Consider the following 25,469-nt stretch of genomic DNA (forward strand, 5'->3'; position numbering starts at 1 on the left):
GTTGCATTCAGACGCCCAGCCCGGTACTTCAGCGCCTCGCGCGACGCAAGGGGACGGAATCAGTTCCGCTATGACGACAACGAACCAGATCAGCCTGCGCGCGGACATGCGGCGCGGCCTTCATGCCTGTTGGCGCGGCCTGCGCATGCTTGCGGCCACCGCCGTGATCGGCGTGGCCCTTGCAGCTTGCACCGGCGAGCAGTTCCAGAAAGGCTACATCCTGCCGCCCGGCGCGCTCGAGCAGATTCCGATCGGCGCGAGCCAGGATCAGGTGCTGATCGTGATGGGCACGCCTTCGACGGTCGCGACCCTCGACGGTGAAGTGTTCTACTACATCTCGCAGCGCTCGGAGCGCCCGGTCGCCTTCATGAACCAGAAGGTGGTCGATCAGCGTGTCATCGCAGTCTATTTCGACAAGACCCGGCGCGTGCGCCGGCTTGCGAATTACGGTCTCCAGGACGGCAAGATCTTCGACTTCATCAGCCGCACCACGCCGACGTCGGGTCAGGAGATGAGCTACCTCACCCCGCTGTTCAAGCTGCTCAGCTTCAACTGAGGCCGTGGAAGGGTTCGATCGAAGCGGCTTGTCGCTTCGCGTCGAAAATGCACGTCGAACGAGACTCCTGAAGCCGTTTAATTCCATCACAAGGTATATGGGCTTACGCCTGCGTCGTCGTGCCGCTCTCTGCGCGGCACTTGTCGTCGCGCGCGACTTGCGGTCGCACGTGCCGTTCCCTACGGTTCCCGCAAAGCAAAAAGCAGGAGTGGATTCGTGCATAAGCCTTTGTTGTCCCGCCGTCGTGTGCTCGCCGGTGCTGCCGGCCTTTCGGCCGCAGCGATTTTACCGCGATCGAGCCTTGCCGACTGGAAGCCCACTGAAAACGTTCGTCTCATCGTGCCGGCCGCGGCCGGCGGCTCGACGGACGTGATGGGCCGCCTCCTGGCCGCGCATCTGCAAACCGCCTGGGGTCAGTCGACTGTGGTGGAAAACCGCTCCGGCGGCGGCGGCACGATCGGCACCGCCGAGGCCGTGCGCGCCAAGCCGGATGGTCACACCATCCTGGTCGGCAACCCCGGCCCGAACGCGATCGCCTACAGCATCTTCAAGAACCTCAGCTACAAGCCGGACCAGCTTCAGCCGGTCTCGAACATGATCCGGATTCCGAACATCGTCTCGGCGCATCCGAAGACCGGCATCAAAACGATTCCCGAGCTGATCGCGTATCTGAAGGCCAATCCGGACAAGCTCAGCTACGCCTCCTCCGGCGTCGGCCAGAGCCCTCACCTCACCGGCGCCTGGTTTCTCCAACTCACCGGCCTGAAGATGACGCACATCCCGTTCCGCGGCGCCGGCCCCGCGCTCCAGGCCGCCCTTGCCGGCGACATCCAGATCCTGTTCGACAATCTCTATCCGACCCTGCCTCAGGTGCAGAGCGGCACGCTCAACGGTCTCTGCGTCACCACGCCCGAGCGCAGCGACCTCGCCAAAGACCTGCCGACCATGCGCGAGAGCGCGCCGGAGCTGGCGAATTTCGACGTGTCCTCCTGGTTCGCGGTCTTCCTGCCGAAGGGCGCCTCGCCCGAGGTGCTGGGCGCGCTCAATCTCCAGGTCAAGGCGATGCTGGAGCGCGAGGACGTCAAGAAGCAGATCGCCGCCATGGGCGCCCGCGCCGACTACGGCACGCCCGAGCAGTTCGCCGCCTTCGTGGACGCCGAGACGAAGAAGTTCGCCGGCATCATCCAGAAGGAAGGCCTGCAGATGGACGTGCAGTAGGTCTCTCTCACGTCATTGCGAGAGAAGCGAAGCAATCCAGGCTGTCTCTGCGGAAAGATGCTGGATTGCTTAGTCGCAAGAGCTCCTCGCAATGACGTCGGGAGAGCGTCGGATCGCCAAATCAAAAACACCGCGGCTCACGCCGCGGGGTTTTCTCTTCTCGCGTCAGCGCCGCTCAGTGCGCCAGGATCGCCAGCAGCAGCAGGGCCACGATATTGGTGATCTTGATCATCGGGTTCACCGCAGGTCCCGCCGTGTCCTTGTAGGGATCGCCGACGGTATCGCCGGTCACCGCGGACTTATGGGCATCAGAGCCCTTGCCGCCGAAATGACCGTCCTCGATGTACTTCTTGGCGTTGTCCCAGGCGCCGCCGCCCGAGGTCATGGAGATTGCGACGAACAGGCCCGTCACGATGACGCCGAGCAGCATGGCGCCGACGGCCGAGAATGCCGCCGACTTGCCGGCCGCGCCGCCGCCCGCGATCGCATAGATCAGGAAGTAGACGACGATCGGCGACAGCACCGGCAGCAGCGAGGGGATGATCATCTCCTTGATTGCCGCGCGCGTGAGCAAGTCGACCGCCTTGCCGTAATCAGGCTTGTCGGTGCCCTGCATGATGCCCGGCTTCTCGCGGAATTGGCGACGGACCTCCTCGACGATCGCACCGGCCGCACGGCCGACCGCGGTCATGCCCATCGCGCCGAACAGGTACGGCAACAGACCGCCGAACAGCAGGCCCACCACGACGTAGGGATTGTTCAGTGAGAAGTCCGGATTGACGCCGGCGAAGTAGGGATGCTGCGCGGAGCGGGCCACGAAGAACTTGAGGTCCTCGTTGTAGGCCGCGAATAGCACCAGGGCGCCGAGCCCAGCGGAGCCGATCGCGTAGCCTTTGGTGACCGCCTTGGTGGTGTTGCCGACCGCGTCGAGCGCGTCGGTCGACTTGCGCACCTCCTTCGGCAGTCCCGCCATTTCGGCAATGCCGCCGGCATTGTCGGTGACGGGGCCGAAGGCGTCGAGGGCGACGATCATGCCGGCCAGCGCCAGCATGGTGGCAGTCGCGATCGCGATGCCGAACAGCCCGGCGAGGCTGTAGGTGACCAGGATGCCGGCGATGATGACGATCGCAGGCAACGCGGTCGCTTCCATCGAGATGGCGAGGCCCTGGATCACGTTGGTGCCGTGGCCGGTGACCGAGGACTGGGCGATCGACTTCACCGGACGATAGTCGGTGCCGGTGTAGTATTCGGTGATCCAGATGATCAGGGCGGTGACGACGAGACCGACCACGCCGCACTCGAACAGTGCCAGGCCGGTGTAGTTGACGCCCTCGAGCTTGCCGAAGCCGATCAGGTAGTAGATCACCAGGGCGATGCCGATCAGCGACAGGATGCCCGTTGCGATCAGGCCCTTGTAGAGCGCGCCCATGATCGACTGGCTCGGCCCTAGCTTGACGAAGAAGGTGCCGATGATCGAGGTGATGATGCAGATGCCGCCGATCGCGAGCGGCAGCGTCATCATGTTGGCGAGGATCGGCGTCTTGGCGAAGAAGATCGCCGCCAGGACCATGGTGGCGACCGCGGTCACCGCATAGGTCTCGAACAGGTCGGCGGCCATGCCGGCGCAGTCGCCGACGTTGTCGCCGACGTTGTCGGCGATGGTCGCAGGGTTGCGCGGGTCATCCTCGGGAATGCCGGCCTCGACCTTGCCGACGAGGTCGCCGCCGACGTCCGCACCCTTGGTGAAGATGCCGCCACCGAGACGGGCGAAGATCGAGATCAGCGAGGCGCCGAAGCCGAGCGCCACCAGGGCGTCGACGACGACGCGGCTATCCGGCGCGAGCTTCAGCGAATGGACCAGGAAGCCGAAATAGAGCGTCACGCCGAGCAGCGCCAGACCCGCCACCAGAAGGCCGGTGATGGCGCCCGCCTTGAAGGCGAGCTCCAGGCCGCCGGCCAGCGACGTCGTCGCGGCCTGGGCGGTGCGCACATTGGCGCGGACCGAGACGTTCATGCCGATGAAGCCCGCAGCGCCGGACAGGATCGCGCCGATGGCGAAACCGATCGCGACATAGAGCCCGAGGAAATAGGCAAGCAGCACGAAGATGACGATGCCGACGATACCGATCGTGGTGTATTGCCGCCGGAGATAGGCTTGTGCGCCTTCGCGCACCGCCCCTGCGATCTCCTGCATGCGCGGCGACCCCGCATCCGCGCCCAAGACCGAAGACGTCGCCCAAATCGCGTAGGCGACGGAAAGCGCTCCGCAGAGCACTATCAACCATAATGCTGTCATGTGATGTTTGCCTCAGATCCTTGATGTACCCCCGGCGCCTTTTGTTGTCCGTCGTGCGGTGCAGCGCCTTGATTTTGAACAAAGCCGCCCCCTTGCCCTTAAGGGACGGCTCCAGTCGGCCGCGAGCTTGCCAAAATCACATTGAGGGTGCAACGCCGGATCAGCCCGAAAAGGCCGATCTCGGCAGGTATTTAGGACCAAGCGCTGAGAACTCAGATGCCGGTTTGGAGCAATTCCTAGAAGTGGCTGTAGGACAGCCGCGTCAAAAGCAGATCCTGGCCCTGCCCGTCCAGGAAGCGCAGCGGCTTCTGCCCCTCCGTGATGGTACCGATTGCGGTCACGGCAACGCCGAGGGACTGCCCCGCGGCAATCAGCGTCTCGCATTGTGCCGGCGGAACGGTGCAGAGCACCTCGTAGTCGTCGCCCCCGGCAAGCAGCGTCTCGACAGACGCGACGTTGCGGGCGCGAAGGCCGGCTGCCGCGGCCGAGAGTGGCAGGCTCGTCACGTCGACCGAAGCCGCGACCCCGGAAGCGGCACAGAGCTTGGTCAGATCGCCGGCGAGGCCGTCGGAGACGTCCATCGCCGCGGTGGCATGATCGCGCAGGGCCGGCGCCAGCACGTTGCGTGGCTGCGGCACCCGATAGCGCGAGACCAGAAAATCCCGTGCCGCGGGATCGGAGGTCAGCGCGCTGACGGCAGCCCCGCCTTTGAGCACGTCGAGGCCGAGCGCGGCATCGCCGATCGTGCCCGTGACCAGGACGCGGTCGCCCGGCCTTGCGCCGGTGCGGCCGATCATCCGCCCCTGAGGCACACGGCCGAAGGCGGTGATCGAGATCATCTGCGGGCCCGGCGTCGACACCGTGTCGCCACCGAGCAGAGGACAAGCGAAGGTGTTGGCATCCTCGCCTAGCGCGTCCGCAAAGGGACGCAGCCAGGCATCCTCCTTGCTGCGCAGCGCCAGCGTCAGCACGAAGCCTGCCGGCGTCGCTCCTTTCGCCGCGAGATCGGACAGGTTCACCCGCAGCGCCTTGCGCGCGATGGTGTCAGGCGGATCGCCGGCAAGATAATGCACGCCTTCCACCACCGCGTCGGTGGTGACGACGATGTCCTCGCCGGACGAGGACAGCACCGCCGCGTCGTCGACCAACCCGAACGCGCCGGGATCGGTCGCCAGCGGCTTGAAATAGCGCGCGATGAGGGAGTCTTCGCCGGAGGGATTTTGTGTGGTTTCCATCGGCGTCAGCCCCATCCACCGCTGTCATCGCCCGGCTTGACCGGGCGATCCAGTATTCGAGAGACAGTCGTGTTAGCCCGATAGGCCGCGGCGTACTGGATCACCCGCCTTCGCGGGTGATGACGACGGAGAATGGGGCAGTCGTCTCGCATCACTTCACCGCCCTCGCGGGAAACTACCCCCGCCCGAACTCGTCGTCGCGAAACTGGCGGCCGATCTGGTCGAGCACGGCGTTGACCATGCCGGTTTCCTCGCGGTCGACGAAAGCATTGGCGACGTCGACATATTCGGAGACCACCACCCGGCCCGGCACGTCCTTGCGATGCTGGAGCTCATAGGCTCCTGCCCGCAGCACCGCCCGCAGGATCGCTTCGATGCGCTTGAGCGGCCAGCCCTTTGACAGCGCCTCGTCGATCAGAGGATCGAGCTTCTTCTGGTCGCGGACGACGCCGGACACGACGTCGCGGAAAAAGGCGGCTTCCGCCGGCAGATACGTCTCGCCCTCGACCTCGTTGCCGAGCCAATGGCTTTCGAACTCGGCAAAGATGTCGTTGATGCCCGCACCGGCGATGTCCATCTGGTACAGCGCCTGCACGGCTGCGAGCCGTGCCGCACCGCGCCGGTTCGCCTTCTTCTCGACAACGCCTGTCGGCTTCTTGGTGTTATCGGCCATGGCTTCAGGCCTGCGCCAGGCGGCGTTTAATGCGCAGCATCGCAAGCGCGGCGCGCGCGGCATCGCCGCCCTTGTTGAGCTCGCTGGCACGCGCCCGCGCCCAGGCCTGCGCCTCGGTGTTGACGGTGAGGATGCCGTTGCCGAGCGGCAGCTTCCGCGCCACGGCGAGGTCCATCAGCGCGCGCGAGGATTCCTGCGAGACGATCTCGAAATGAATGGTGTCGCCGCGGATCACGCAGCCGAGCGCGATCACCGCATCATAGGGCCTGCCGTTCGCCGCCGCGGCATCGACCGCGATGGCGATTGCCGCGGGGATCTCCAGCGCACCGGGAACCGTGATGACGTCGTGGGTCAGGCCGGCCGCCTTCAGCTCGGCCACCGCGCCGTCCAGCAGCGCATCCTGGAGATCGTCATAGAACCGCGCCTCGACAATCAGCGCGCGCGCGCCGGAAATATCGGTCTGGTCCTTCAGGGGTGCGCGCCGCGCGTCTGCCATCGTTCAATCCGTTTCGAAAGGGGTCGGCGCTATGTAGTCGCCGGAAGCAGGTAAGCCAAGTTCTAAGAGACCGTCATTTCCGTCAGCCGCGCCGCGTAGCGGGCCATCAGGTCGACCTCGATATTAACCTCATCCCCCGCCTTCCAGCTGCCGATCGTCGTGACATCAAGCGTGTGCGGAATGATCAGCACCGAAAAGGTCACGTCTGCAACCGTATTGATCGTCAGCGAGACGCCGTCGAGCGTGATCGAGCCCTTGGTGGCGATGAACCGGGCCAGCTCCCGCGTCGTCGAGAGCACGAACCGCGCCATATCCGGCAAGTCCTCCCGGCTGACGATGGTTGCAATGCCATCGGCGTGGCCGGCGACGATATGGCCGCCGAGCTCATCGCCGATCTTCAGCGCGCGCTCGAGGTTGAGCCTGGTGCCGACCTTCCAGTGCTTGGCCGTCGTCAGCGCCAGCGTCTCGGCCGCGGTGTCGACGTCGAACCAGGTCCTTTGCTTGGAGTCCCTGCCATCCGCAACGCCCGAGCCAACCACGGTCAGGCACACACCGTTGCAGGCGATCGAGGCGCCGTCCGCAATCGTGCTCTGATCGTAGCGGCAGGCGATCCGCAGCCGGTGCAGCTGCCCTTGCGCCGTTGGCGTGAAGCTGACGATCTCGCCGATATCGGTGACAATGCCGGTGAACATTACGCGCGCTCGTAGATGGTGAGAGTATCCTTGCCGCAGGTCTCGCTAGCATGAACCTTGTAGGCCGGCGACTGCGTGATTTTCGACAGGGGCAATGCATCGAGCGCATCGACGCCGCCTTCGCCGACCGCTTCCGCTCCGCGGAACAGCCAGACCTCGTCGACGAGATCGGCCGCGACGAACGATGCCGCAACGCGGCTGCCGCCCTCGACCATCAGCCGTGTGATGCCCTTGTCCGCCAGCGCATGCAGCACGGCCGAAAGATCGAGCCCGGATGCACTCCCCGGAGGCATGCGCATGATTTGCGCACCGGCCGCGCCAAGGCGCGTCGCGGCGGCCGCTTCCGCAAGCTCGGACGCGATCACCCAAAGCGGCGTCTCGCGCGCAGACCGAACCAGCTGGCTCGATGCGGGAATGCGCAGGCTCCGGTCGAGCACCACACGCACCGGCGAGCGCGCCGCCATGCCCGGCAGGCGGCAGTTGAGCTGCGGATCATCCGCCAGCACCGTGCCGATGCCGACCAGGATGGCATCGCTCTGCGCGCGGAGCAGATGCACGCGGTTGCGTGCCGCCTCCCCCGTGATCGCAAGCGGCTTGCCGCCGGCCGCACCGATCTTGCCGTCAGGCGAGACCGCGAGCTTCAGGATAACATGAGGACGCTGGTCCCGGATGCGGCGGAAATGGCCGGCATGGTCGAACGCGGCCTCCGCCGCGCACAGACCGACGTCCACATTGATGCCGGCGGCGCGCAGGCGCGCATGGCCCTGGCCCGCAACTTCCGGATTGGGGTCCTCGATCGCCGCCACCACGCGCTTGATGCCGGCGGCGATCACCGCATCGGCGCAAGGCGGCGACTTGCCGAAATGCGAGCACGGCTCCAGCGTGACGTAGAGCGTGGCGCCCCGCGCTGCTTCGCCCGCCCGCTGCAACGCCTCGGGCTCACCGTGCGGACGTCCGCCTGCTTGCGTCCAGCCGCGGCCGACGATGACGCCGTCCTTGACGATGACGGCGCCCACGGCCGGATTGGGCCAGGTCCGGCCCTGCCCGCGCCGACCGAGCGCAAGCGCCAGCTCCATGAAACGGCGATCAGCATCCTTGGCCTCGCGGGCCTTCTGCGCGAACTGGTCTTCCAGGATGCGGAAGATCATTTGCGGATCGCGGCGAGCCGCGCTTCCTCCTCGCCGGAGAGCTCGCCGAGCACGTCGGCGAAATCCTTGGCCTCGCGGAAATTGCGGTACACCGAGGCAAAGCGCACATAGGCGACGTCGTCGAGCGTGCGCAGGTGCTCCATCACGGTCTCGCCGATCACCTCCGAGGAGATCTCGGCCTCGCCACCGGTCTCGAGCTCGCGCACGATGGTGGAGACCATCTTCTCCACCCGCTCCGGCTCGACCTGCCGCTTGCGAAGTGAGATCTGCACCGAGCGCATCAGCTTGTCGCGGTCGAACGGCACGCGGCGGCCGTTGCGCTTGATCACCGTGAGCTCGCGCAGCTGCACGCGCTCGAAGGTGGTGAAGCGGAAATTGCAGGCGACGCACACGCGCCGCCTGCGGATCACGGACGAGTCCTCGGTCGGACGCGAGTCCTTCACCTGCGTATCGAGACTGTTGCAGTTCGGGCAGCGCATCCGTGTGACCTTTATTTTCGCATGATCTCTTCGGAAAACCGGTACCCACTTTTCCGGATCATGCGGCGCCTTACTGGTAGATCGGGAACCGGTCGGTGAGCGCCTTGACCCGTTCCTTGATCGCAGCTTCCACCAGCGGCGCCTTGCCGTCGGAGGATTGCGCGATCGCATTGAGGACCTCTGCGATCATGCCGCCGACCTGCTGGAATTCGGCCACGCCGAAGCCGCGGCTGGTCGCAGCCGGCGTGCCGAGCCGAATGCCCGAGGTCACAAAGGGCGATTCCGGGTCGAACGGAATGCCGTTCTTGTTGCAGGTGATGGCGGCGCGAACCAGCGCCTTCTCCGAGACGTTGCCCTTCAGGCCCTTCGGCCGGAGATCGACCAGCATCAGATGATTGTCGGTGCCGCCGGAGACGATATCGAGACCATGGCCCTTCAACGTCTCGGCCAAGGCCTTGGCGTTCTCGACGATGTTCTTGGCGTAGACCTTGAAATCCGGACGCAGCGCCTCGCCGAAGGCGACCGCCTTGGCCGCAATCACGTGCATCAAAGGACCGCCCTGCAGGCCCGGGAAGATCGCCGAGTTGAGCTTCTTGGTCAGCGTCTCGTCATTCCACAGCATCAGGCCGCCGCGCGGACCGCGCAGCGATTTGTGCGTCGTGGTGGTCGTGACGTGCGCGTACGGCACCGGGGAAGCATGCACGCCGCCGGCGACGAGCCCGGCGAAATGCGCCATGTCCACCAGCAGGTAAGCGCCGACGCTGTCGGCGATCTCGCGGAAACGCTTGAAGTCCCAGGCGCGCGAATAGGCCGAGCCGCCGGCGATGATCAGTTTCGGCTTGACCTCTTCGGCCTGCTTGGCCACCGCATCCATGTCGATGATCTGGTCCTCGCGGCGCACGGTGTAATGCGCGGCCTTGAACCACTTGCCGCTCATGTTCACGGGCGAGCCATGGGTGAGATGGCCGCCGGCGGCGAGATCGAGACCCATGAAGGTGTCGCCCGGCTGCAGCAGCGCCAGGAACACCGCCTGGTTCATCTGGCTGCCGGAGTTCGGCTGCACGTTGGCGAAATTGGCACCAAACAGCTTCTTGGCACGATCGATCGCAAGGTTCTCGGCGACGTCGACCCACTCACAACCGCCGTAATAGCGCGCGCCCGGATAACCTTCCGCGTATTTGTTGGTCATCACCGAACCCTGCGCTTCCAGCACGGCCCGGCTGACGATGTTCTCGGAGGCGATCAGCTCGACCTCGTGGCGCTGCCGACCGAGCTCGCCCTTGATGGCGGCAGCGATTTCCGGATCGGCCTGCTCGAGCGAGGCGGTGAAAAACGAATCGGGCGCGGAGGCGGTCTTGGGTGCGGTCATCTTGCGAATATCTCCACCGCCGCAGCCTTTTGGCGGGCTACGGGCGGGTCTGGTGTGGCGGTCGGAAGCACGCGCGATCTACCACATCGGCCGACCGCGGCCAAGCATTTGCGGGTCGGGCCAGATATTTATGCAAGATATGGTGGGATTGGGGGTTTTCAGCCCGGGAGCGGTCTTGCGAGATCCGCTCCCCGTCAAGATCCGGGTGGGGCCGCTTTGGGCCTTATTTCTTGCCAGCTGCCGCCGGGGCAGCGGGCGTCGTTCTACAGCCCGGTATACCCCGCTTTCACGGGGTCGACGCTGCCGTCGAGCTGGCGCAGATAGGTCAGGCCGCAGACCGTCAACCTATGGGTGTCGGTCTCGCCGGCTTCCATCAGGATGTTGAGGTAGTTCGTGACCTTTTCACGCGCCTCGGCGCTGGCCGCCGCGGTGCGGTTGGCGAGCAGGTCGTAGGTCTGCATGATGCGGTCGATGGCAGCTTCCATGGCATCCTCTGGTTGGTCGGGATCTTGGGGGTTTTGATCAGGCAACCGCTCTGGCCTCGGTCTGCGCCTGGAACCGAGCGATCGCCCTGTTGGCCAGCCTGATCTTGTTGAATTCGCCCTGCTGGAGCAGCTTGACGATCAGGTGAAGCAGGCGGTCGTCGGTGACGAGAGTGTCCGGGATTGCGCCGGAGCGGCGAAGGTAGTTCGCGGCGATGGCGTAGGCCTCGCTGACGAGTTCCACGTTCATCACCCGAAGCCCGCGCTCGACCAGCATCGCCGTTTCTCCGATCCGAAGAAGATAAGCGCCGATCCGGGAACTGGTTCCTGGCTGCCAGGGATTTTTTTCGCAGGTGCAAAAAAACATCAACGCACCGGTCCGGAGCAAGTCCGGGCCGGCGCGCTTGGGGAAGTCAGGCACGTTCGGGAGGGCTTCCGGTCTTGTTACGGGCCGGCTTCGCCCAGATCCCTTTAGAACTCAGAGGCGATAGAGGATCTGGTCGGTCCAGAACCGCTCCAGGCGGTGCAGCGACTTGTTGAGGGTCGCGAACTCGTCGCCGGAGATGCCGCCGACCTGCTCCACCGTCTTGACGTGCTTCTGGTAGAGCGCATCGACGATGCGGCGGACTTCCTGGCCCTGCGGGGTCAGGCGGATGCGCACCGAGCGGCGATCGACGCGCGAGCGCTGATGATCGAGGAAGCCGAGCTCGACGAGCTTCTTCAGATTGTAGGAGACGTTGGAGCCGAGATAGTAACCGCGCGTGCGCAATTCGCCCGCGGTCAGCTCCTTGTCGCCGATGTTATAGAGCAAGAGCGCCTGGACCGAGTTGATGTCCGCACGGCCGCGGCGATCGAATTCGTCCTTGATCACGTCGAGGAGCCGGCGATGCAGCCGCTCCACCAGAGTCAAAGCTTCCAGATAGAGCGACTGCACCGAACCCTGCTGGCCGGAGACGCGCTCTGCGGTATCTGCCGCAGTTGCGACGGCTTTCATCATGACACTTCCCCTGTTGTCGTTTTTATCGACACTTATTCGACGAAACTTGTGTCCCGTCTGATAGGTGCAACTTAAGAGGGGCGTTTGAAGATCGGCTTAAATAAGAGAATAAAGAGATCATGAATTTAAGACAGTGAATTGCGCATTAAGCCTGTGCCACAAGTACTTTTTGAAAGCCTCTATTGACCTTCGCAAGGTCCTGTTCACCCTCCGTCCGCCCCCGTTGTCGCATTCCAGAACAGCCCCGCCCCGTTTCGAAACGCACGCGTAAGAGCTGTGGCGGAACCGGCTGGTCAATGAAAACTTACCGCGAATTTTAGGCAACCAGCGGTCAACCAAACGCAACATTCTCCTGTCCCGGACAAGCGCAGCGAAGATCCGGGACCCAGAAGCCGCAGGCGAGATGTTGGAGAGATGGGCCCCGGCTCTGCAGCGCATCACGCCGCAAGCGCGGCGCGCTGCCGCTGCGTCCGGGGCACGAGAGTGTCGTCGATCGCGACGATGTCGCCTACGGCGGCCGCTCGCGCGCGGCCATCCAGGCGAGCGCGAGATAGGCGGCAAGCATGAAGACCTCGACGCCGACCACGACGAGGCTGCCGCCGTAGATTCCCGGAAACATCAGCTCGATCACCGCCATCGACACCACGGTCGTCAGCCACACCACCGCGCCCCAGGGCGTCGCCAGCCAGAGGCCGACGGCGGCGACGAGCTCGATCACCGCGAAGTAGACCGTCGCGGCCTGCCAGGCCATCGACTGGTTCTCGAACGCCTCGTCCTCGCCGCCGACGAAGCCTGTGACCTGCGCCCAATGATAGAGGCCTTTCAGGATCGAGAGCAGCGCCATCACCCGCAGGAACAGCACCAGCCGGCGGGTCCAGACATTGTCGTCGGACTCCGAGCGCTCCGAGGAGATCGCCGCCACCGAGAGCGCGCTCTCTCTAGCAGTGTCACGGGCAGCGTCCCTGGCATTGGCGCCGCCTTGGGCCGCATCGCGGGTGGAGATCTCGGACATGGCCCCTTCTGGCTGCTTCGGCCCGCAAAATCAATCGGCTGCCCAAGTCAGGGGCAGATCTGCCTTGCGGCAGGTCAAGCCGCGGTGACGGGAACCGTGCGAGCTGGTATAAGAATAATTCCAGCCGGAGGAAGAGTAATGGCGATCAAATACGGACGTCCGATCGAATTGCGCGACGTTTCGCGCCGGGACAGCACCGCGGTGCCGCATGCCCTCGATCTGACCGTCCGTCCGCGCCGCAATCGCAAGGCCGAGTGGGCCCGACGCATGGTGCGCGAGAACGTCCTCACCACCGACGATCTGATCTGGCCGCTGTTCCTGATCGACGGCACCAACAAGCGTGAGCAGGTCGCCTCGATGCCGGGCGTTGACCGCCTTAGCGTCGACCAGGCCGTGCGCGAGGCCGAGCGCGCGATGAAGCTGACCATCCCCTGCATCGCGCTGTTTCCCTATACCGATCCCTCTTTGCGCGACGAGGAAGGCTCGGAAGCCACCAACCCGAACAACCTGGTCTGCCAGGCCGTGCGCGCGATCAAGAAGGAGTTTCCCGAGATCGGAATCCTCTGCGACGTCGCGCTCGATCCCTTCACCAGCCACGGCCATGACGGACTGATCTCCGACGGCAAGATCCTGAATGACGAGACGGTCGCCGTGCTGGTGCGTCAGGCCTTGGTGCAGGCCGAAGCCGGCTGCGACATCATCGCGCCCTCCGACATGATGGACGGCCGCGTCGCCGCGATCCGCGAGGGGCTGGACCGCGCCGGCCAGCTCGACGTGCAGATCATGGCCTATGCCGCGAAATACGCCTCCGCCTTCTATGGCCCGTTCCGCGACGCCATCGGCTCGGCCAAGACGCTCACCGGCGACAAGCGCACCTATCAGATGGACAGCGCCAATACCGATGAAGCGCTGCGCGAGGTCGAGCTCGACATCGCCGAGGGCGCCGACATGGTGATGGTGAAGCCCGGCATGCCCTATCTCGACGTGGTCCGCCGCGTGAAGGACACGTTTGCCATGCCGACCTTCGCCTACCAGGTCTCCGGCGAATACGCGATGATCGTGGCCGCCGCGAACAACGGCTGGCTCGACGGCGAACGTGCCATGATGGAGAGCCTGCTCGCCTTCAAGCGGGCCGGCGCCGACGGCGTGCTGAGCTATTTCGCGCCGAAGGCGGCGGAGAAGCTGCGGGGCCAGACGTAAGCTGTCGTAGGGTGGGCCAAGCGAAGCGGGCCCACCGATTCATCCATCGTGTAAGTCGGCGGGCAATGGTGGGCACGGCGCAAGCGCGCCTTTGCCCACCCTTCAGGACCGCCCGATCCACCGCCCCCGAATCGCCGGAATATTTCGGCTTGCTGCCGCCCGCGCGCCCTTGGCACGGGCATGGCCTGTTCCCATGTCCTGCGAGGGGAGCTTCGCTGGGAGAACGGACCATGTCGTACAACTCGGGCAATTCAGGCGGCTGGCGCAATGACGGCGCCATGCAACCGCATGCCTACGACCCTGACCTGCATCCGGAACTGTTCCGGGGCGTCGCGACGCGGCGGGTGTTCGCCTTCCTGATCGACATGGTCGTGATCTCGGTACCGGTGATCCTCGGCTACATCTTCATCGCCTTGTTCGGCGTGGTCACCCTCGGCATCGGCTGGGCGCTGTTCTGGATCGCCTGGCCGGCCTCCGTGATCTGGGCCATCGTCTATTACGGCGCCAGCATCGGCGGACCCTCGTCTGCCACGGTCGGCATGCGCCTGATGGATCTGGAGCTGCGCACCTGGTACGGCGTGCCCGGCTATTTCGTGCTCGGCGCCACCCATGCCGTGCTGTTCTGGGTGACGGTCTCGTTCCTGACACCTTTCGTGGTGCTGGTCGGCCTGTTCAACAGCCGCCGTCGCCTGCTGCACGATTTCGTGCTGGGAACGGTCGTGATCAACAATTCGGTTCGCATACCCGCACCGCAGGCGGCGCGGACGTGGTGAGCTAATCGATTGACCGGGGGCTCTTGGAGCGCGATGCTGATGCCTGTTTCGGAGGCCCACGACGTCCCTTGACCCAGCACTCGCGCGACACCCCCCAGTTTTACCTCACGGCGCCCTCACCCTGCCCGTATTTGCCGGGCCGACATGAGCGCAAGGTGTTCACGCATCTGGTCGGGGACCGCGCCGGTGACCTCAACGACCTGCTCACCCACGGCGGTTTCCGCCGCAGCCAGTCGATCGCCTACCGTCCCGCCTGCGACCAGTGCCGGGCCTGCGTCTCGGTCCGAGTCATCGCCAACGAGTTCCGCCCCTCGCGCAACTTCCGCAAGGTGATGGCCCGCAACGCCGACATCATCGGCGAGCAGCGCAGCGCGGTACCGACCTCCGAGCAATATTCGGTGTTCCGCGCCTATCTCGACGCCCGCCACCGCCACGGCGGGATGGCCGACATGACCGTGCTCGACTACGCCATGATGGTCGAGGACAGCCACGTCGAGACCCGCATTATCGAATACCGCAAGCGCGGCCCCGACAGCGGCATCACCGGCCGGGGCGAGGAGTTGATCGCAGTGGCGCTCACCGACGTCCTCAGCGACGGCCTGTCGATGGTCTATTCGTTCTTCGAGCCTGGCCAGGTCAGCCGCTCGATGGGCACCTTCATGATCCTCGACCATATCGCCCGTGCGCGACGACAAGGGCTGCCTTACGTCTATCTCGGCTACTGGATCGAAGGCTCCAAGAAGATGGACTACAAGGCCCGCTTCCTGCCGCAGCAGCGCCTCGCCCCGTCAGGCTGGCTCCGCATCGACGCGCAGGGCGACACGGCGTCCGAACCGCAGGACTGAGCGAATGGTGAGTCGCGAGTAGCGAATAGGATGACACCCCCCACTCGCTACTCGCCATTCGCTACTCACCCAAAAAACGTATCTGCCAGCAGCTTCAGATTCAAAATCACGATGATGCCCGCGACGATCCAGGCGACCGCGGCAACCGACATCGGGATCGCGAACTTGCCCATCTTGCGGCGGTCGGAGACGAAGCGCACCAGCGGGATCACTGCGAAAGGCAGCTGCATCGACAGCACGACCTGGCTGAACACCAGCAAATCCGCAGTGCCGCGCTCGCCGTAGATCGCGGTGACGATGATCACGGGAATGATGGCGATGCCGCGGGTCAAGAGGCGGCGCGCCCAGCTCGGCAGGCGCAGATCGAGAAAGCCCTCCATCACGATCTGGCCGGCGAGCGTCGCGGTGACCGTCGAGTTGAGGCCCGAGGCGAGCAGCGCCACCGCGAACAGCGTCGAGGCGATGCCGAGGCCGAGCAGCGGCGACAGCAGCTCGAACGCCTGCTCAATCCCGGCCACGTCGGAGTGGCCGCTCTTGTGGAAGGTCGCAGCAGCGACGACGAGGATCGCGGCGTTGATGAACAGCGCCAGCATCAGCGCGATGGTCGAGTCCGTCGTCGCCCATTTGATCGCTTCGCGCCGGCCGGTGTCGTTGCGTTCATAAGCGCGCGTTTGCACGATCGAGGAGTGCAGGTAGAGATTGTGCGGCATCACGGTGGCGCCGATGATGCCGATCGCGATGTAGAGCATGTCGGAATTGGTGAAGATCTCGCTCTTGGGCACGAAGCCCCGCAAGACCTCTGCCACCGGCGGAGCCGCCGCCGCGATCTGCACCGCGAAGCAAACGGCGATCACCACCAGCAGCGCGATGACGAAAGCCTCCAGGAAGCGGAAGCCCCGGTTCATCAGCAGCAGCAGCAGGAAGGCGTCGAGGGCTGCAATCAATGCGCCCCCGATCAGGGGAATGCCGAACAGCAGCTTCAGCGCGATCGCCGTGCCGATCACCTCGGCGAGATCGCAGGCGATGATCGCCGCCTCGCAGGCGACCCACAGCATGAAGTTCACCGCGGGCGGATAGGACGCGCGGCAGGCCTGGGCGAGATCGCGGTCGGTGACGATGCCGAGCCGCGCCGCCAGCGACTGGAGCAGGATCGCCATCAAATTCGAGATCAGGATGACGGAGAGCAGCGTGTAGCCGAACTTCGACCCGCCGGCGAGATCGGTCGCCCAATTGCCGGGGTCCATGTAGCCGACCGAGACGAGGTAGCCCGGCCCGACGAAGGCCAGCAACCGCCGCCACCACCGGCCGGCGGCCGGAATGGCGACTGTGGAATTGACCTCAGCGAGGCTCTTGGTGGTGGGGGCGTCGGCGCGCCAGCCGGCGAGGTCGGGAGTCATGTGGGGTGATCGGGCATCCATATCGGCAGAATACCCAACTTCGTTCTTATTGCAACTCATTTGCAACTGCATCTAGCGGCGGGCGTTCCCGCCGCCGACCGCGGAAATCGCCTCTTGTCGGGAAGCGGGTGGGTTTGGTGGTCATCGGGGGCCAACATTGGCGCAAATTCGCCTCTACGGGATATGCGCCATGTCAACGCCGCCTCGCCTTCCTGACACTTTCAACCGCCTCGCCTGGTCCAATCTCGCAGCGCAGTCGGCCGAGCAGATTGCGCTCGCGGCAGCGCCCATCGTCGCCGTGCTGACGCTGGGGGTGGCCGAAGGCCAGACCGGCCTGCTGCAGACCGCGCTCACCCTGCCCTTCGTCCTGTTCGCCATCCCCGCCGGCGTGCTTGCAGACCGAATTTCCCGCCGCAGGCTGATGGCGAGCGCCGAGGCGCTGCGGGCGGTGGCGCTCGCGGCCGTCGTGCTGCTGCTCACGCTGGGAGCCCTCAACCTGCCGCTGCTGGCCCTGCTCGGCTTCGCCGCCGTGTGCGGCACCGTCGTTTACAGCGTGGCAGCACCGGCGCTGGTGCCCTCGCTGGTGAGCTCCAACCTGTTGCCGGCGGCGAATGCGCGCATCGAGCTGGCGCGCACCATCGCCTTCGCCAGCGGGCCTGCACTCGGCGGTGCGCTGGTTGGGTGGTGGGGCGCGAGCCCGGCGTTCGGCTTTGCCGCGGCGCTCTCCGCCATCGCGGTCGTGCTGCTCTCCGGCATCTACGAGCCCGCACGTGCGCCGGCGCCCCGGCGGCATCCGCTCCAAGAGATCCGCGAGGGCGCGGCCTTCGTGTTTCACCATCCGCTGCTGCGGCCGGTCTTCATCACCCAGTTCATCTTCAACACCGGCTGGTTCCTGCAGATTGCGGTGTTCGTGCCTTACGCCGTGCGCCATCTCGGTCTGAGCGCCGCCGGTGTCGGCACGGTGCTGACGATGTACGGCGTCGGCATGGTGATCGGCGCGCTCCTCGCCACGCGCGTGATGAAGCGCATCGCCTTTGGCACCGTGGTGGGGCTCGGCCCCGTCACCGGCTTTGTCGCCGCCGTGGTGATGGCGCTGACGGTGCTGGTCCCCTCGCCCTGGCTCGCGGGCTTGAGCTTCTTCCTGCTCGGCGTCGGCCCGATCCTATGGGTGATCTCGACCACGACGCTGCGCCAGTCCGTGACGCCGCCGCGCCTGCTCGGCCGCGTCTCCGCCATCAACATCATGAGCTACGGCGCCCGCCCGCTCGGTTCAGTGCTGGGCGCGCTCGTCGGCGGCCTCTGGAGCGCGGAGGCATGCCTCTATCTCGCCGCGGCGGTATTCGGCGTGCAGGCGCTGGTGATCCTGCTGTCACCGGCAGTGGGACTGGACCGGCAGCCGGACATGGTGGGGGACGAGGCGGCGGCGCGGTGCTGACCACAAGTGCATTGCGAGGAGCGTAGCGACGACGCAATCCAGGGTCCCTCCGTTGAGGGACCCTCGATTGCTTCGCTGCGCTCGCCATGACGGCGCCTGTTGAGGCCGCGGAGACTAACCCGCCAGATAGCGCTCGTAGCTGCCCCTGACCGGCTCGCTCGCGTCGACTTCCGGATCAAGCGTGTAGAGATCCTGCGCGCGGCCGATGCCGCGCAGCGCGTAGCGGCCGGTGGAGACGAGATAGCGGCGGCCGACGGCATCTAGGCCGTTGTAGAATTCGGACGAGGCCAAGAGCTCGCGATCCACCGAGCGGCTCATCGAGGCGATGCGGCTGACCTCGTTGACGGTCGGGCCGACCACGGTGAAATCAAGCCGGTCCTCGCTGCCGATATTGCCGTAGAAGACCTCGCCGACATGCAGGCCGATATAGGCTGACGTGGTCGGACGGCCCTCCGCTGCCCGCCGTTCGTTCAGCGCAGCGACATTCTTGCGGAACAGGTGCTCGGCGCGGAGCGCGGCCCGCCGCGCATCCGCCATGTCTTCGCCCCAGAACATCGCGAGCACGCCGTCACCGATCAGCTTCAGCACGTCGCCGCCGGCTTCGTGGATCGGATCGATCACGGCCTGCGCATAGTCGTTGAGGAACGGGATGATCTCGTCGGGACCGATGCTCTCGCTGATCCCGGTCGAGCCGCGCAGGTCCGAATACCAAAGCACGGCATTGATGCGCTCGGTGACGCCGCGCGAGATGCGCCCGCGCAGCACCTGCTCGGAGGCGTCGCGGCCGAGATAGACCCGGCCGAGCGTGCGCGCGATGTCGACCTGCTGCGCCGACTTGATCGCGAGCCCCAACACCGGAACCAGATCGCGCAGCGCTTCCAGCTCCAGTCCGGAGAACCCGCTCGCGCGGCGGGTGGTCCAGCAGGAATAGAGGCAATCCATCAGGCCGAGCGCGCCGTTCTCGCCGAAGCGGTGGACGAAGGCGAGATAGTGCTTGTGGCCCTTCTCGGCGAGCTCGCCGATCTGCGAGAAATTCATCGACGGCGCATCGGCGAGATCGATTACCATCTCGTCGTGGCCATTCTCGAGCATGTGGAAGAACACCGAGCGGCGCCAGCTCTTGGCGGCGTCGCCGTCGGCGGTCGAGCCGTATTCGAAGGCATCGCTCTCGTTGCTAGGACGATCGCTCCAGCGGAAGCCGCGGCCTTCATAGATCGGATGCAGCGTGTCGATGACGACGAGGCCACGCGACAGTTCCAGCCCCTCGGCGCAGCAACGCTCGCAGAAGCCGCGGAGCAGTTCAATTTCAGGCAGGCCCGTGAGCCCCTGGCCGGTCAGCCAGTTCATCAGCGTAAGGCGCGAGGTTAATTGCATGCGCCATTATGGCGTGCATTCGTGACGAGCGGAAGGCGGATGTCCACATACAACCCAAAAGGCTCCCGCCGGCAGCAGGTCGAATATGTCGCAGACGCGGTTGACGCGCTCGCGCCGCGAGCGGCAAATGCGCCGATGACACGGCCGATCAGAATTACGAGGACATGACCCAGCGCCAGATTCCGATCATCCTGGCGCTCGGCACCACGCAGACCCTCGCCTGGGCCTCCAGCTATTATCTACCGGCGCTACTCGCCGATCCCATGGGACGCGAGCTCGGTGTCTCCTCCAACTGGATCTTCGGTGCGTTTTCGGCCGCGCTGGTGATCTCCGCAATGCTGGGACCGGGCATTGGACGGCAGATCGATCTCGTCGGCGGCCGTCAGGTGCTGTCGGCGTCCAACGTGACCATTGCCGCCGGCCTCGTGCTGCTTGGCATCTCGCAGTCGGTGATGGTGATGGCGATCGCCTGGCTGGTGCTTGGCATCGGCATGGCAATGGGGCTCTACGATGCCGCCTTCGCCGCTTTGGGGCGCATCTACGGCACCGAGGCGCGCAGGCCGATCACCGGCATCACGCTGATGGCGGGCTTCGCCTCCACCGTCGGCTGGCCGCTCACCGCCTGGGGCCTGTCGCATATCGGCTGGCGCGAAACCTGTTTTGCCTGGGCCGCCGCCAATATCCTGATCGGCCTGCCGCTCAATTTCTTCATGCTGCCGGTCATCAAGGGCGCCAAGCAGGCGGCAGCCGCGGCCGCGAAGCCGCATGTGCCGCTCGACCGCACCATGATGTTGCTGGCCTTCATCTTCGCGGCGGTCTGGACTGTCACCGGCGCGATGGCCGCGCATTTCCCGCGCATCCTGGAAACGATGGGGGCAACGCCAGCCGAGGCGATCGCGGCCGGCGCATTGATCGGGCCGGCGCAAGTTGGTGCCCGCATGCTGGAGGCCGGCTTCCTCAGCCGTTTCCATCCGCTGTGGTCGACGCGGCTCGCCAGCCTCACCCACCCGCTCGGCGCCGTGATCGTTGCGATTTTCGGTGGCGCTGCGGCGAGCGCGTTCGCGTTGTTCCACGGCTCCGGCAACGGCATTCTGACGATCGCCCGCGGCACCCTGCCGCTGTCGATCTTCGGCCCGAAGGATTTCGGCTATCGCCTCGGCATCATCGGCGCGCCGGCACGGATGGCGCAGGCGGTGGCGCCGCTCGCCTTTGGCCTGCTCATCGACCTCATGGGCGCCAAGGTGCTGATCGTCTCATCCGCGCTCAGCCTCTCGGCGCTGGCCGCGCTGTTCCTGATCCGCGCCGGCCGGCGGCCGGATTGACCAGACCTGAGCTTTCGCGCACAAGCGGGCCATGAGCGACGACGACAGCCCGCCCCGCACGTTTAACGGCCTCCTGCGCTGGGCGACCAGGCCGCCGCAGGCCTGGGGCGTTTATCTGCTCGCGATTCTCCTGGTCTGGCTGATCTCGTTCTATGCCGGCACGCTGAAACCGAAGAAGACGCCGGAGGCGAGCCCGCCGACAGCAACCGCGCCGAAGGGCTAAGCCACCTTCGACTCGCTGGTCGCAATCCCGATGCCGGCGAACACTGCGACCAGCCCCGCTAGAAGATTGGGCGTGATCGGCTCGCCGATCAGCAGCGCCGCCAACAGAGCGGCGGCGATCGGATTGACCGTCATCGTATTGGCGACCCTGGTCGGCGTCGCCCGCGCCAGCGCCATGACCCAGAGGATGAAGGCGAGCGCGCCGCCGCCGATGCCGAGATAAACGCCGGCAATCCATTGCGCCGCCGTGAAGTGCTCGAGCGCTGCAAAGCTGCCTTTCGCCAACCCCGCCAGCACCAGTACGACGGCGCCCACGCCCATGCCGACGGTGAGAAAACCGAGCGCGCTCGAGCGCTGCATCAGCGGTCGCGACAGCACGTTGTAGAACGCCATGCAGAACACCGCACCGGTCATGATCAACTCGCCGCGCCATGCGCCCGGTGGGCTTTGCGCGAGGCCAGCCGCCAGCGCCGCCGACACGCCGAGCACAGCGATACCCACGCCCGTCATCTTGCGCGCCGTCAATCGCTCCACGCCGAGGACTGCGCCCACCAACATGGTGTGCAGCGGCAGCGTCGCGAGCGCGAGACTGGCGCGGGCGGCCGTCGTGTAGGACAGCGCAATGTTGTAGAGGGTGAAGAACAAGCCGAAGAAGCAGATGCCGAGCAGCGCCACGGCGGGCCAGTCCGGCCGCTGCGGCCAGCGCACGCGGAGCAGAAACGCGCAAGGCAACAGGCAGAGAAAGCCGATCCCCCAACGCAGGGCCGCGAGCAGGACGGGATCGGCGCCGCCGATGAGGTAGCGGGTGACGGCCGCGGCAGTCCCGCCGAAGCTGCTCGAGACAAGCGCGATCGTAACTCCGCCCCACTCGCCCACGACCTTCTCCTGTCACGGAGCTTTCGCGGGCCCTAGCATGATGCTGTTGCCACCCTTGTGGCAGCGGCCTCAGGGAAAGGTCAGTCGGTAAAACTCCGGCGCCATCCTCTGGCTGTCGCGCTGGGCGGTTGTCGTGGTTGATCCAGAGCTGCGCCTTCTCCTTGGCGAGCGTGTCTGCGATCTTCTGCATCGAGGCCGGCGGCGGCCGGAAGCTTGCCCCGACCGGATGCCCTTCCAGCTGGCGCGCTCTTCGCCCACATCACGGCGGATAGAGATCGCCATCACCTCGCTTCTCGTCCGGAGGACTGGCTGGAGCATCGTGCACCGTCAACGGTCGCCGATCCGCAACCAATCGCGCCAGCTGCGGCGCGGCGGCACTGGTACCGATGAGCCGAAACACCACGCCGCTTCGATTGCCCCCGGCACGTACACCCTGCAGAGCATCTGACTCGTCGCAGAACAGCGCATAGTCGGGACCAACTCGCCGTGGGAGCGGCCCGGTTCGTGCGGGGCCCGCCGACGAATAAGGCGACTTGCGTTTCGGCGCCGACAGAATGTAGCCGCCGGCCACCTGCACACCCGCGACGCTGTCCGTACCGATCCCGTTGAGGGTGCCCAGGCGAGAAACAAGCGAGCCGGTCTTGTCAAATTCCCCACCGGCATACGTGCAGCCGGCCTCGGCCGCGCGGCCCGCCTCCCATCCGGCGTCGATGAAGTACGAACGCTTCGCACCCGTGCGCATGTTCATGTTCGGATCGGTACGTGCCACATAGGCATGAACCTCGCTCCCCAACTCGATGCCCTCCACCTTGATCTTCCAATTCCCATGCTCGGGCACCATGCCGGCTCCCGCGATGGTGGGCTCGACCGCAATCAGCCACACCCTATTGTCACCCCAGTCAACGGGGGCATACGCACCGGTATAGGGCGGAAGCGCCGGTGCAGCGGGCGGCGGGGGTGGGGGACCGGGAGGCGCTGGACCGGCAGTCGACGAGGAGCTACGACCGCCGGGCGAGGTGAGCGTAACAATGACATTGTCCGTGCAGTTCTTCTTCATCCAGACTTCGGCAAAGCAGAGCACGGTATTGTCGGGGGGAAGGCGCCACGTCCATTCGACATGGTCGGGCTCTGCCATGGTTTGCCTGACGAAATGGATGTGCCCATCGCTCAGATAGTTGTTGCCGGCAGGCAGGAAGACGTCGAGCTTTGGACTTACGGAAACGCCGTCATAGTGGGTGACAAGCTCCCTCAGCTTGCCCTCGAGCTCCGACGTGCCGTTGTGAGGTCCGGTTGTCGGCCCGTAGCTGACATTGATCACCACGTTCGTTGTGCCAGAATCGACAAATGACATGATGTAATCGACTGCATCGGCGACGTAACCCTTCAGCCAGACGCCGGTCGCGTCACGAAGGCAGCTCTCGGGAAACTGCACGAACACGATATCTGCTTCGCAAGCGGGATCGGTCAGGGGATCTCCGGGCTGCCAACTTGGCGGATCGCGGCGCGCGATGCGTGCCGAGAGCGGAATGCGTCCGGCGAGGACATCCATTACATGTGCACCATGCGAGGCCTGATGCTTGAGGGTCTTGAAACCTCCACGCGCGTAGCAGCCATCCTCGTCGATCGTGTTTGCCCTCTTGTGCAACTGGATCCAGTCGTTGAGCCCAACCACGCCGGATATGGAGTCTCGAAGGAACTCGAGGCCGTAATTGAAATCGAACGGCTTCTCGCCAAAGACGTCGGCACCTACCGGGATCGGGACTCGGCCTGCGTGCTCGTTCTGATCCCAGACACCGCGCACGCGTGTCCCGGATGCGACACCCGCGATCCTTTTGACAAACTGAGCGGCCGCGAACGGACAGCCATCGTCGATCACGCCGATGAGGAGAGGTGTCGGTGGTTGTTCGCTCGCGGACCTGTTGCGCTGCGCACCCTTTTGTATGGCCGTCGGCTTCAACGGGAGGGACAGCTCGACCCGGGATACGTTGTCGTCCCACGCCCGGAAACTGTCCTTCTCGACAGCCCTTATGTAAGCCCGCATGGTCAGATATCGCGAGTTCGGGCTGGTCAGCCCGAATTCGGCGCCGAAGTCACTAGGACTCATGGCTCTCACAAAATTATCGGCCAGCCCGGCGTGCTTAAGCTCCACGAACAGGAATAGCTTGGACTCCTGCTCGTCGAAAAAATCGAAGTTCTTAAATTCGCTCGCGATTGCGTACCGGAGGTACGGGTCGAAGCATCTCGGCAATTCCTCGGCCATGGAATGCTCTCCACTTCGGTTGCAGGGACGTGTTTCCTACGGAAATCTTGTCGAAACTTCGTAGTAGGCCTTGTCCCATAGTTCCTTCATCAGGAGGGACTGCGTAACAGTCCCTCCTGTGGTTTCCGAATAGAACTTGTTGGCATTGAGCGCCTGGTCAGCGTGGAAGGGATTGAAATCCGTGCGAGAGTTACTGTCGGCGTGGCTGGCGTTGAATTTGCGGCTCTTGGTTGCCGTGCTCCCGAGACAACGGCCGACGAAGTACTCGCCCAAGGCGATACCCAGCATCCGCCCTGCCATGCTGTCGACTGGAAAATGGACTCCGGCCACGACCCGATTGGTTGCGATTCGTGCGGCCTGCCGGTCGAGCTGCTCGACGATCTCCGGGAATCCGGATGTCGTCTTGTGCAGGCTCAATAGCCGTTTCAGCACGTAGGCTACCGCGTAAGCCTGCGTCGCATGTCCGCTCGGGAAACTTCCGTGTCCCGGCGTCGTGATCATCGGCTGAACCTGGGCGTTGTATTCCACGGGACGCGAGCACCCCAGCGCATGCTTGAAGCGCATTTCCACGTAAACGCAGAATTGCAGGACCATGTTGATGAGCTCGAATGTCCGCCTGGTCCTCTCGGGATGCAGGTAGACGATCGAGGACCAGAAGGCATACTGGGGATCGATCTGCGCTATGATTTCTGTGGCGCGTTCGTTGCGCAGCTCGGCCCAGCTCACGACCATCTCAATCTGGTCTTGAAACGTCGATTGGACCGGACGCCCTAACTCCGCAATCACGTATGCGGGCGAGCGAACCAGGAATGCGTTCGGATCGGCGCCCGACACCTGAAGGGTGATGCCCTGCAGCATCTCCCCGACCGCCGTGTAGGCGCGCACCCACGGCTCCCAGCGATCCAATTGGGCTGGGTCTTCGATCGCCGGCAAGGCCGGCGCGTAGTAGTAAAAATACGGAGAGGTCGGTCGCTCCGGAACAACGATTGTCCCTTCGCGAGCGTGGATGAGTGCATCCACCATGATGGGATTGGCCCAGACGTCGCCGAGCGTGCCAATTATCGCCCCACCGGCCCCTCCAGCGCCGCCCGCTCCGCCTGCACCTCCTGCCC

At 65.1% G+C, this 25,469-nt stretch carries 25 protein-coding genes; 8 read left to right on the forward strand and 17 right to left on the reverse strand.

Annotated features, from left to right (window positions below; genetic code table 11):
• The first annotated feature begins 70 nt into the window (after window positions 1-70).
• Together I6F17_RS18965 and I6F17_RS18970 are read left to right on the forward strand one after the other, a co-directional pair.
• Window positions 71-556: an outer membrane protein assembly factor BamE gene (locus I6F17_RS18965; protein WP_036010444.1), complete on the forward strand. Its 486-nt coding sequence runs from the start codon at window positions 71-73 to the stop codon at window positions 554-556.
• A 216-nt stretch (window positions 557-772) separates the two neighbouring features.
• Entirely contained in the window at window positions 773-1,774 is a 1,002-nt protein-coding gene (locus I6F17_RS18970) for a tripartite tricarboxylate transporter substrate binding protein (RefSeq protein WP_036010447.1), read from the forward strand.
• A gap of 175 nt (window positions 1,775-1,949) precedes the next feature.
• Here the strand turns inward: I6F17_RS18970 and I6F17_RS18975 are convergent, their stop codons facing one another.
• The 12 genes from I6F17_RS18975 to I6F17_RS19030 all read right to left on the reverse strand — a co-directional run bounded on the left by I6F17_RS18975 (window position 1,950) and on the right by I6F17_RS19030 (window position 12,653).
• Entirely contained in the window at window positions 1,950-4,070 is a 2,121-nt protein-coding gene (locus I6F17_RS18975) for a sodium-translocating pyrophosphatase (RefSeq protein ID WP_109143543.1), read from the reverse strand.
• Window positions 4,071-4,306: 236 nt separating this feature from the next.
• On the reverse strand, window positions 4,307-5,305 hold the full coding sequence (gene thiL, locus I6F17_RS18980) for a thiamine-phosphate kinase (RefSeq protein ID WP_225130750.1): 999 nt from the start codon (window positions 5,303-5,305) through the stop codon (window positions 4,307-4,309).
• A 175-nt stretch (window positions 5,306-5,480) separates the two neighbouring features.
• A complete protein-coding gene (nusB, locus tag I6F17_RS18985) occupies window positions 5,481-5,978 on the reverse strand; it encodes a transcription antitermination factor NusB (protein ID WP_225130749.1) in 498 nt (165 codons plus the stop codon).
• 4 nt (window positions 5,979-5,982) lie between these two features.
• Window positions 5,983-6,474 carry a 6,7-dimethyl-8-ribityllumazine synthase gene (ribH, locus tag I6F17_RS18990; protein ID WP_225130746.1) on the reverse strand — a complete coding sequence of 164 codons (492 nt, stop codon included), beginning with the start codon at window positions 6,472-6,474 and terminating at the stop codon, window positions 5,983-5,985.
• A 62-nt stretch (window positions 6,475-6,536) separates the two neighbouring features.
• Complete coding sequence (locus tag I6F17_RS18995) at window positions 6,537-7,166, reverse strand: riboflavin synthase (RefSeq protein WP_225130745.1); 630 nt, start codon at window positions 7,164-7,166, stop codon at window positions 6,537-6,539.
• Entirely contained in the window at window positions 7,166-8,314 is a 1,149-nt protein-coding gene (gene ribD / locus I6F17_RS19000; protein WP_225130743.1) for a bifunctional diaminohydroxyphosphoribosylaminopyrimidine deaminase/5-amino-6-(5-phosphoribosylamino)uracil reductase RibD, read from the reverse strand. Before ribD ends, I6F17_RS18995 begins: the two co-directional genes overlap by 1 nt.
• The gene (nrdR, locus tag I6F17_RS19005) at window positions 8,311-8,793 is read right to left on the reverse strand and encodes a transcriptional regulator NrdR (protein WP_011087793.1); all 483 of its coding nucleotides are present in this window, start codon (window positions 8,791-8,793) and stop codon (window positions 8,311-8,313) included. Before nrdR ends, ribD begins: the two co-directional genes overlap by 4 nt.
• A 70-nt stretch (window positions 8,794-8,863) precedes the next feature.
• Window positions 8,864-10,162, reverse strand: coding sequence for a serine hydroxymethyltransferase (glyA, locus tag I6F17_RS19010; protein ID WP_225130741.1), 1,299 nt, complete (start codon window positions 10,160-10,162; stop codon window positions 8,864-8,866).
• 263 nt (window positions 10,163-10,425) lie between these two features.
• Window positions 10,426-10,647, reverse strand: a complete 222-nt coding sequence (locus I6F17_RS19015; protein WP_025036694.1) for a hypothetical protein — start codon at window positions 10,645-10,647, stop codon at window positions 10,426-10,428.
• 37 nt (window positions 10,648-10,684) lie between these two features.
• A complete protein-coding gene (locus I6F17_RS19020) occupies window positions 10,685-10,921 on the reverse strand; it encodes a hypothetical protein (protein ID WP_036010478.1) in 237 nt (78 codons plus the stop codon).
• Between the two features lie 201 nt (window positions 10,922-11,122).
• The gene (locus I6F17_RS19025) at window positions 11,123-11,641 is read right to left on the reverse strand and encodes a MarR family winged helix-turn-helix transcriptional regulator (protein WP_025036696.1); all 519 of its coding nucleotides are present in this window, start codon (window positions 11,639-11,641) and stop codon (window positions 11,123-11,125) included.
• 508 nt (window positions 11,642-12,149) lie between these two features.
• Window positions 12,150-12,653: a DUF6163 family protein gene (locus tag I6F17_RS19030; RefSeq protein WP_025036697.1), complete on the reverse strand. Its 504-nt coding sequence runs from the start codon at window positions 12,651-12,653 to the stop codon at window positions 12,150-12,152.
• A 138-nt stretch (window positions 12,654-12,791) separates the two neighbouring features.
• On the opposite strand from I6F17_RS19030, the gene hemB reads away from it, so the two are divergent.
• The 3 genes from hemB (at window position 12,792) to I6F17_RS19045 (ending at window position 15,471) form a co-directional block, all read left to right on the forward strand.
• Window positions 12,792-13,853 carry a porphobilinogen synthase gene (hemB, locus tag I6F17_RS19035; protein WP_225130739.1) on the forward strand — a complete coding sequence of 354 codons (1,062 nt, stop codon included), beginning with the start codon at window positions 12,792-12,794 and terminating at the stop codon, window positions 13,851-13,853.
• Between the two features lie 230 nt (window positions 13,854-14,083).
• Entirely contained in the window at window positions 14,084-14,626 is a 543-nt protein-coding gene (locus I6F17_RS19040; protein WP_225130737.1) for an RDD family protein, read from the forward strand.
• A 68-nt stretch (window positions 14,627-14,694) separates the two neighbouring features.
• The gene (locus I6F17_RS19045) at window positions 14,695-15,471 is read left to right on the forward strand and encodes an arginyltransferase (protein WP_036014979.1); all 777 of its coding nucleotides are present in this window, start codon (window positions 14,695-14,697) and stop codon (window positions 15,469-15,471) included.
• A 65-nt stretch (window positions 15,472-15,536) separates the two neighbouring features.
• Here the strand turns inward: I6F17_RS19045 and I6F17_RS19050 are convergent, their stop codons facing one another.
• Window positions 15,537-16,889, reverse strand: a complete 1,353-nt coding sequence (locus I6F17_RS19050) for an Nramp family divalent metal transporter (protein WP_225130735.1) — start codon at window positions 16,887-16,889, stop codon at window positions 15,537-15,539.
• Window positions 16,890-17,058: 169 nt separating this feature from the next.
• Here I6F17_RS19050 and I6F17_RS19055 point away from each other — a divergent pair, with 169 nt between their 5' ends.
• Complete coding sequence (locus I6F17_RS19055) at window positions 17,059-18,303, forward strand: MFS transporter (RefSeq protein WP_225130733.1); 1,245 nt, start codon at window positions 17,059-17,061, stop codon at window positions 18,301-18,303.
• A 114-nt stretch (window positions 18,304-18,417) separates the two neighbouring features.
• On the opposite strand, the gene I6F17_RS19060 is transcribed toward I6F17_RS19055, so the two are convergent.
• Window positions 18,418-19,677 carry an adenylate/guanylate cyclase domain-containing protein gene (locus tag I6F17_RS19060; protein ID WP_225130732.1) on the reverse strand — a complete coding sequence of 420 codons (1,260 nt, stop codon included), beginning with the start codon at window positions 19,675-19,677 and terminating at the stop codon, window positions 18,418-18,420.
• 164 nt (window positions 19,678-19,841) lie between these two features.
• On the opposite strand from I6F17_RS19060, the gene I6F17_RS19065 reads away from it, so the two are divergent.
• Together I6F17_RS19065 and I6F17_RS19070 are read left to right on the forward strand one after the other, a co-directional pair.
• The gene (locus I6F17_RS19065) at window positions 19,842-20,999 is read left to right on the forward strand and encodes an MFS transporter (protein ID WP_225130729.1); all 1,158 of its coding nucleotides are present in this window, start codon (window positions 19,842-19,844) and stop codon (window positions 20,997-20,999) included.
• Window positions 21,000-21,030: 31 nt separating this feature from the next.
• Window positions 21,031-21,222 carry a hypothetical protein gene (locus tag I6F17_RS19070; protein ID WP_225113058.1) on the forward strand — a complete coding sequence of 64 codons (192 nt, stop codon included), beginning with the start codon at window positions 21,031-21,033 and terminating at the stop codon, window positions 21,220-21,222.
• Here the strand turns inward: I6F17_RS19070 and I6F17_RS19075 are convergent.
• The 3 genes from I6F17_RS19075 to I6F17_RS19085 form a co-directional block, all read right to left on the reverse strand.
• A complete protein-coding gene (locus I6F17_RS19075; RefSeq protein ID WP_036014986.1) occupies window positions 21,219-22,097 on the reverse strand; it encodes a DMT family transporter in 879 nt (292 codons plus the stop codon). The two genes, I6F17_RS19070 and I6F17_RS19075, sit on opposite strands and share 4 nt — an antisense overlap.
• Window positions 22,098-22,356: 259 nt before the next feature.
• Window positions 22,357-24,357: a hypothetical protein gene (locus I6F17_RS19080; protein ID WP_036014987.1), complete on the reverse strand. Its 2,001-nt coding sequence runs from the start codon at window positions 24,355-24,357 to the stop codon at window positions 22,357-22,359.
• A gap of 36 nt (window positions 24,358-24,393) precedes the next feature.
• Window positions 24,394-25,469 (reverse strand): phosphatase PAP2 family protein (locus tag I6F17_RS19085; RefSeq protein ID WP_225190439.1); only part of this gene is annotated, 1,076 nt, incomplete at its 5' end.

This window comes from Bradyrhizobium sp. NBAIM18 (assembly GCF_020193825.1).
Lineage (GTDB): Bacteria > Pseudomonadota > Alphaproteobacteria > Rhizobiales > Xanthobacteraceae > Bradyrhizobium > Bradyrhizobium yuanmingense.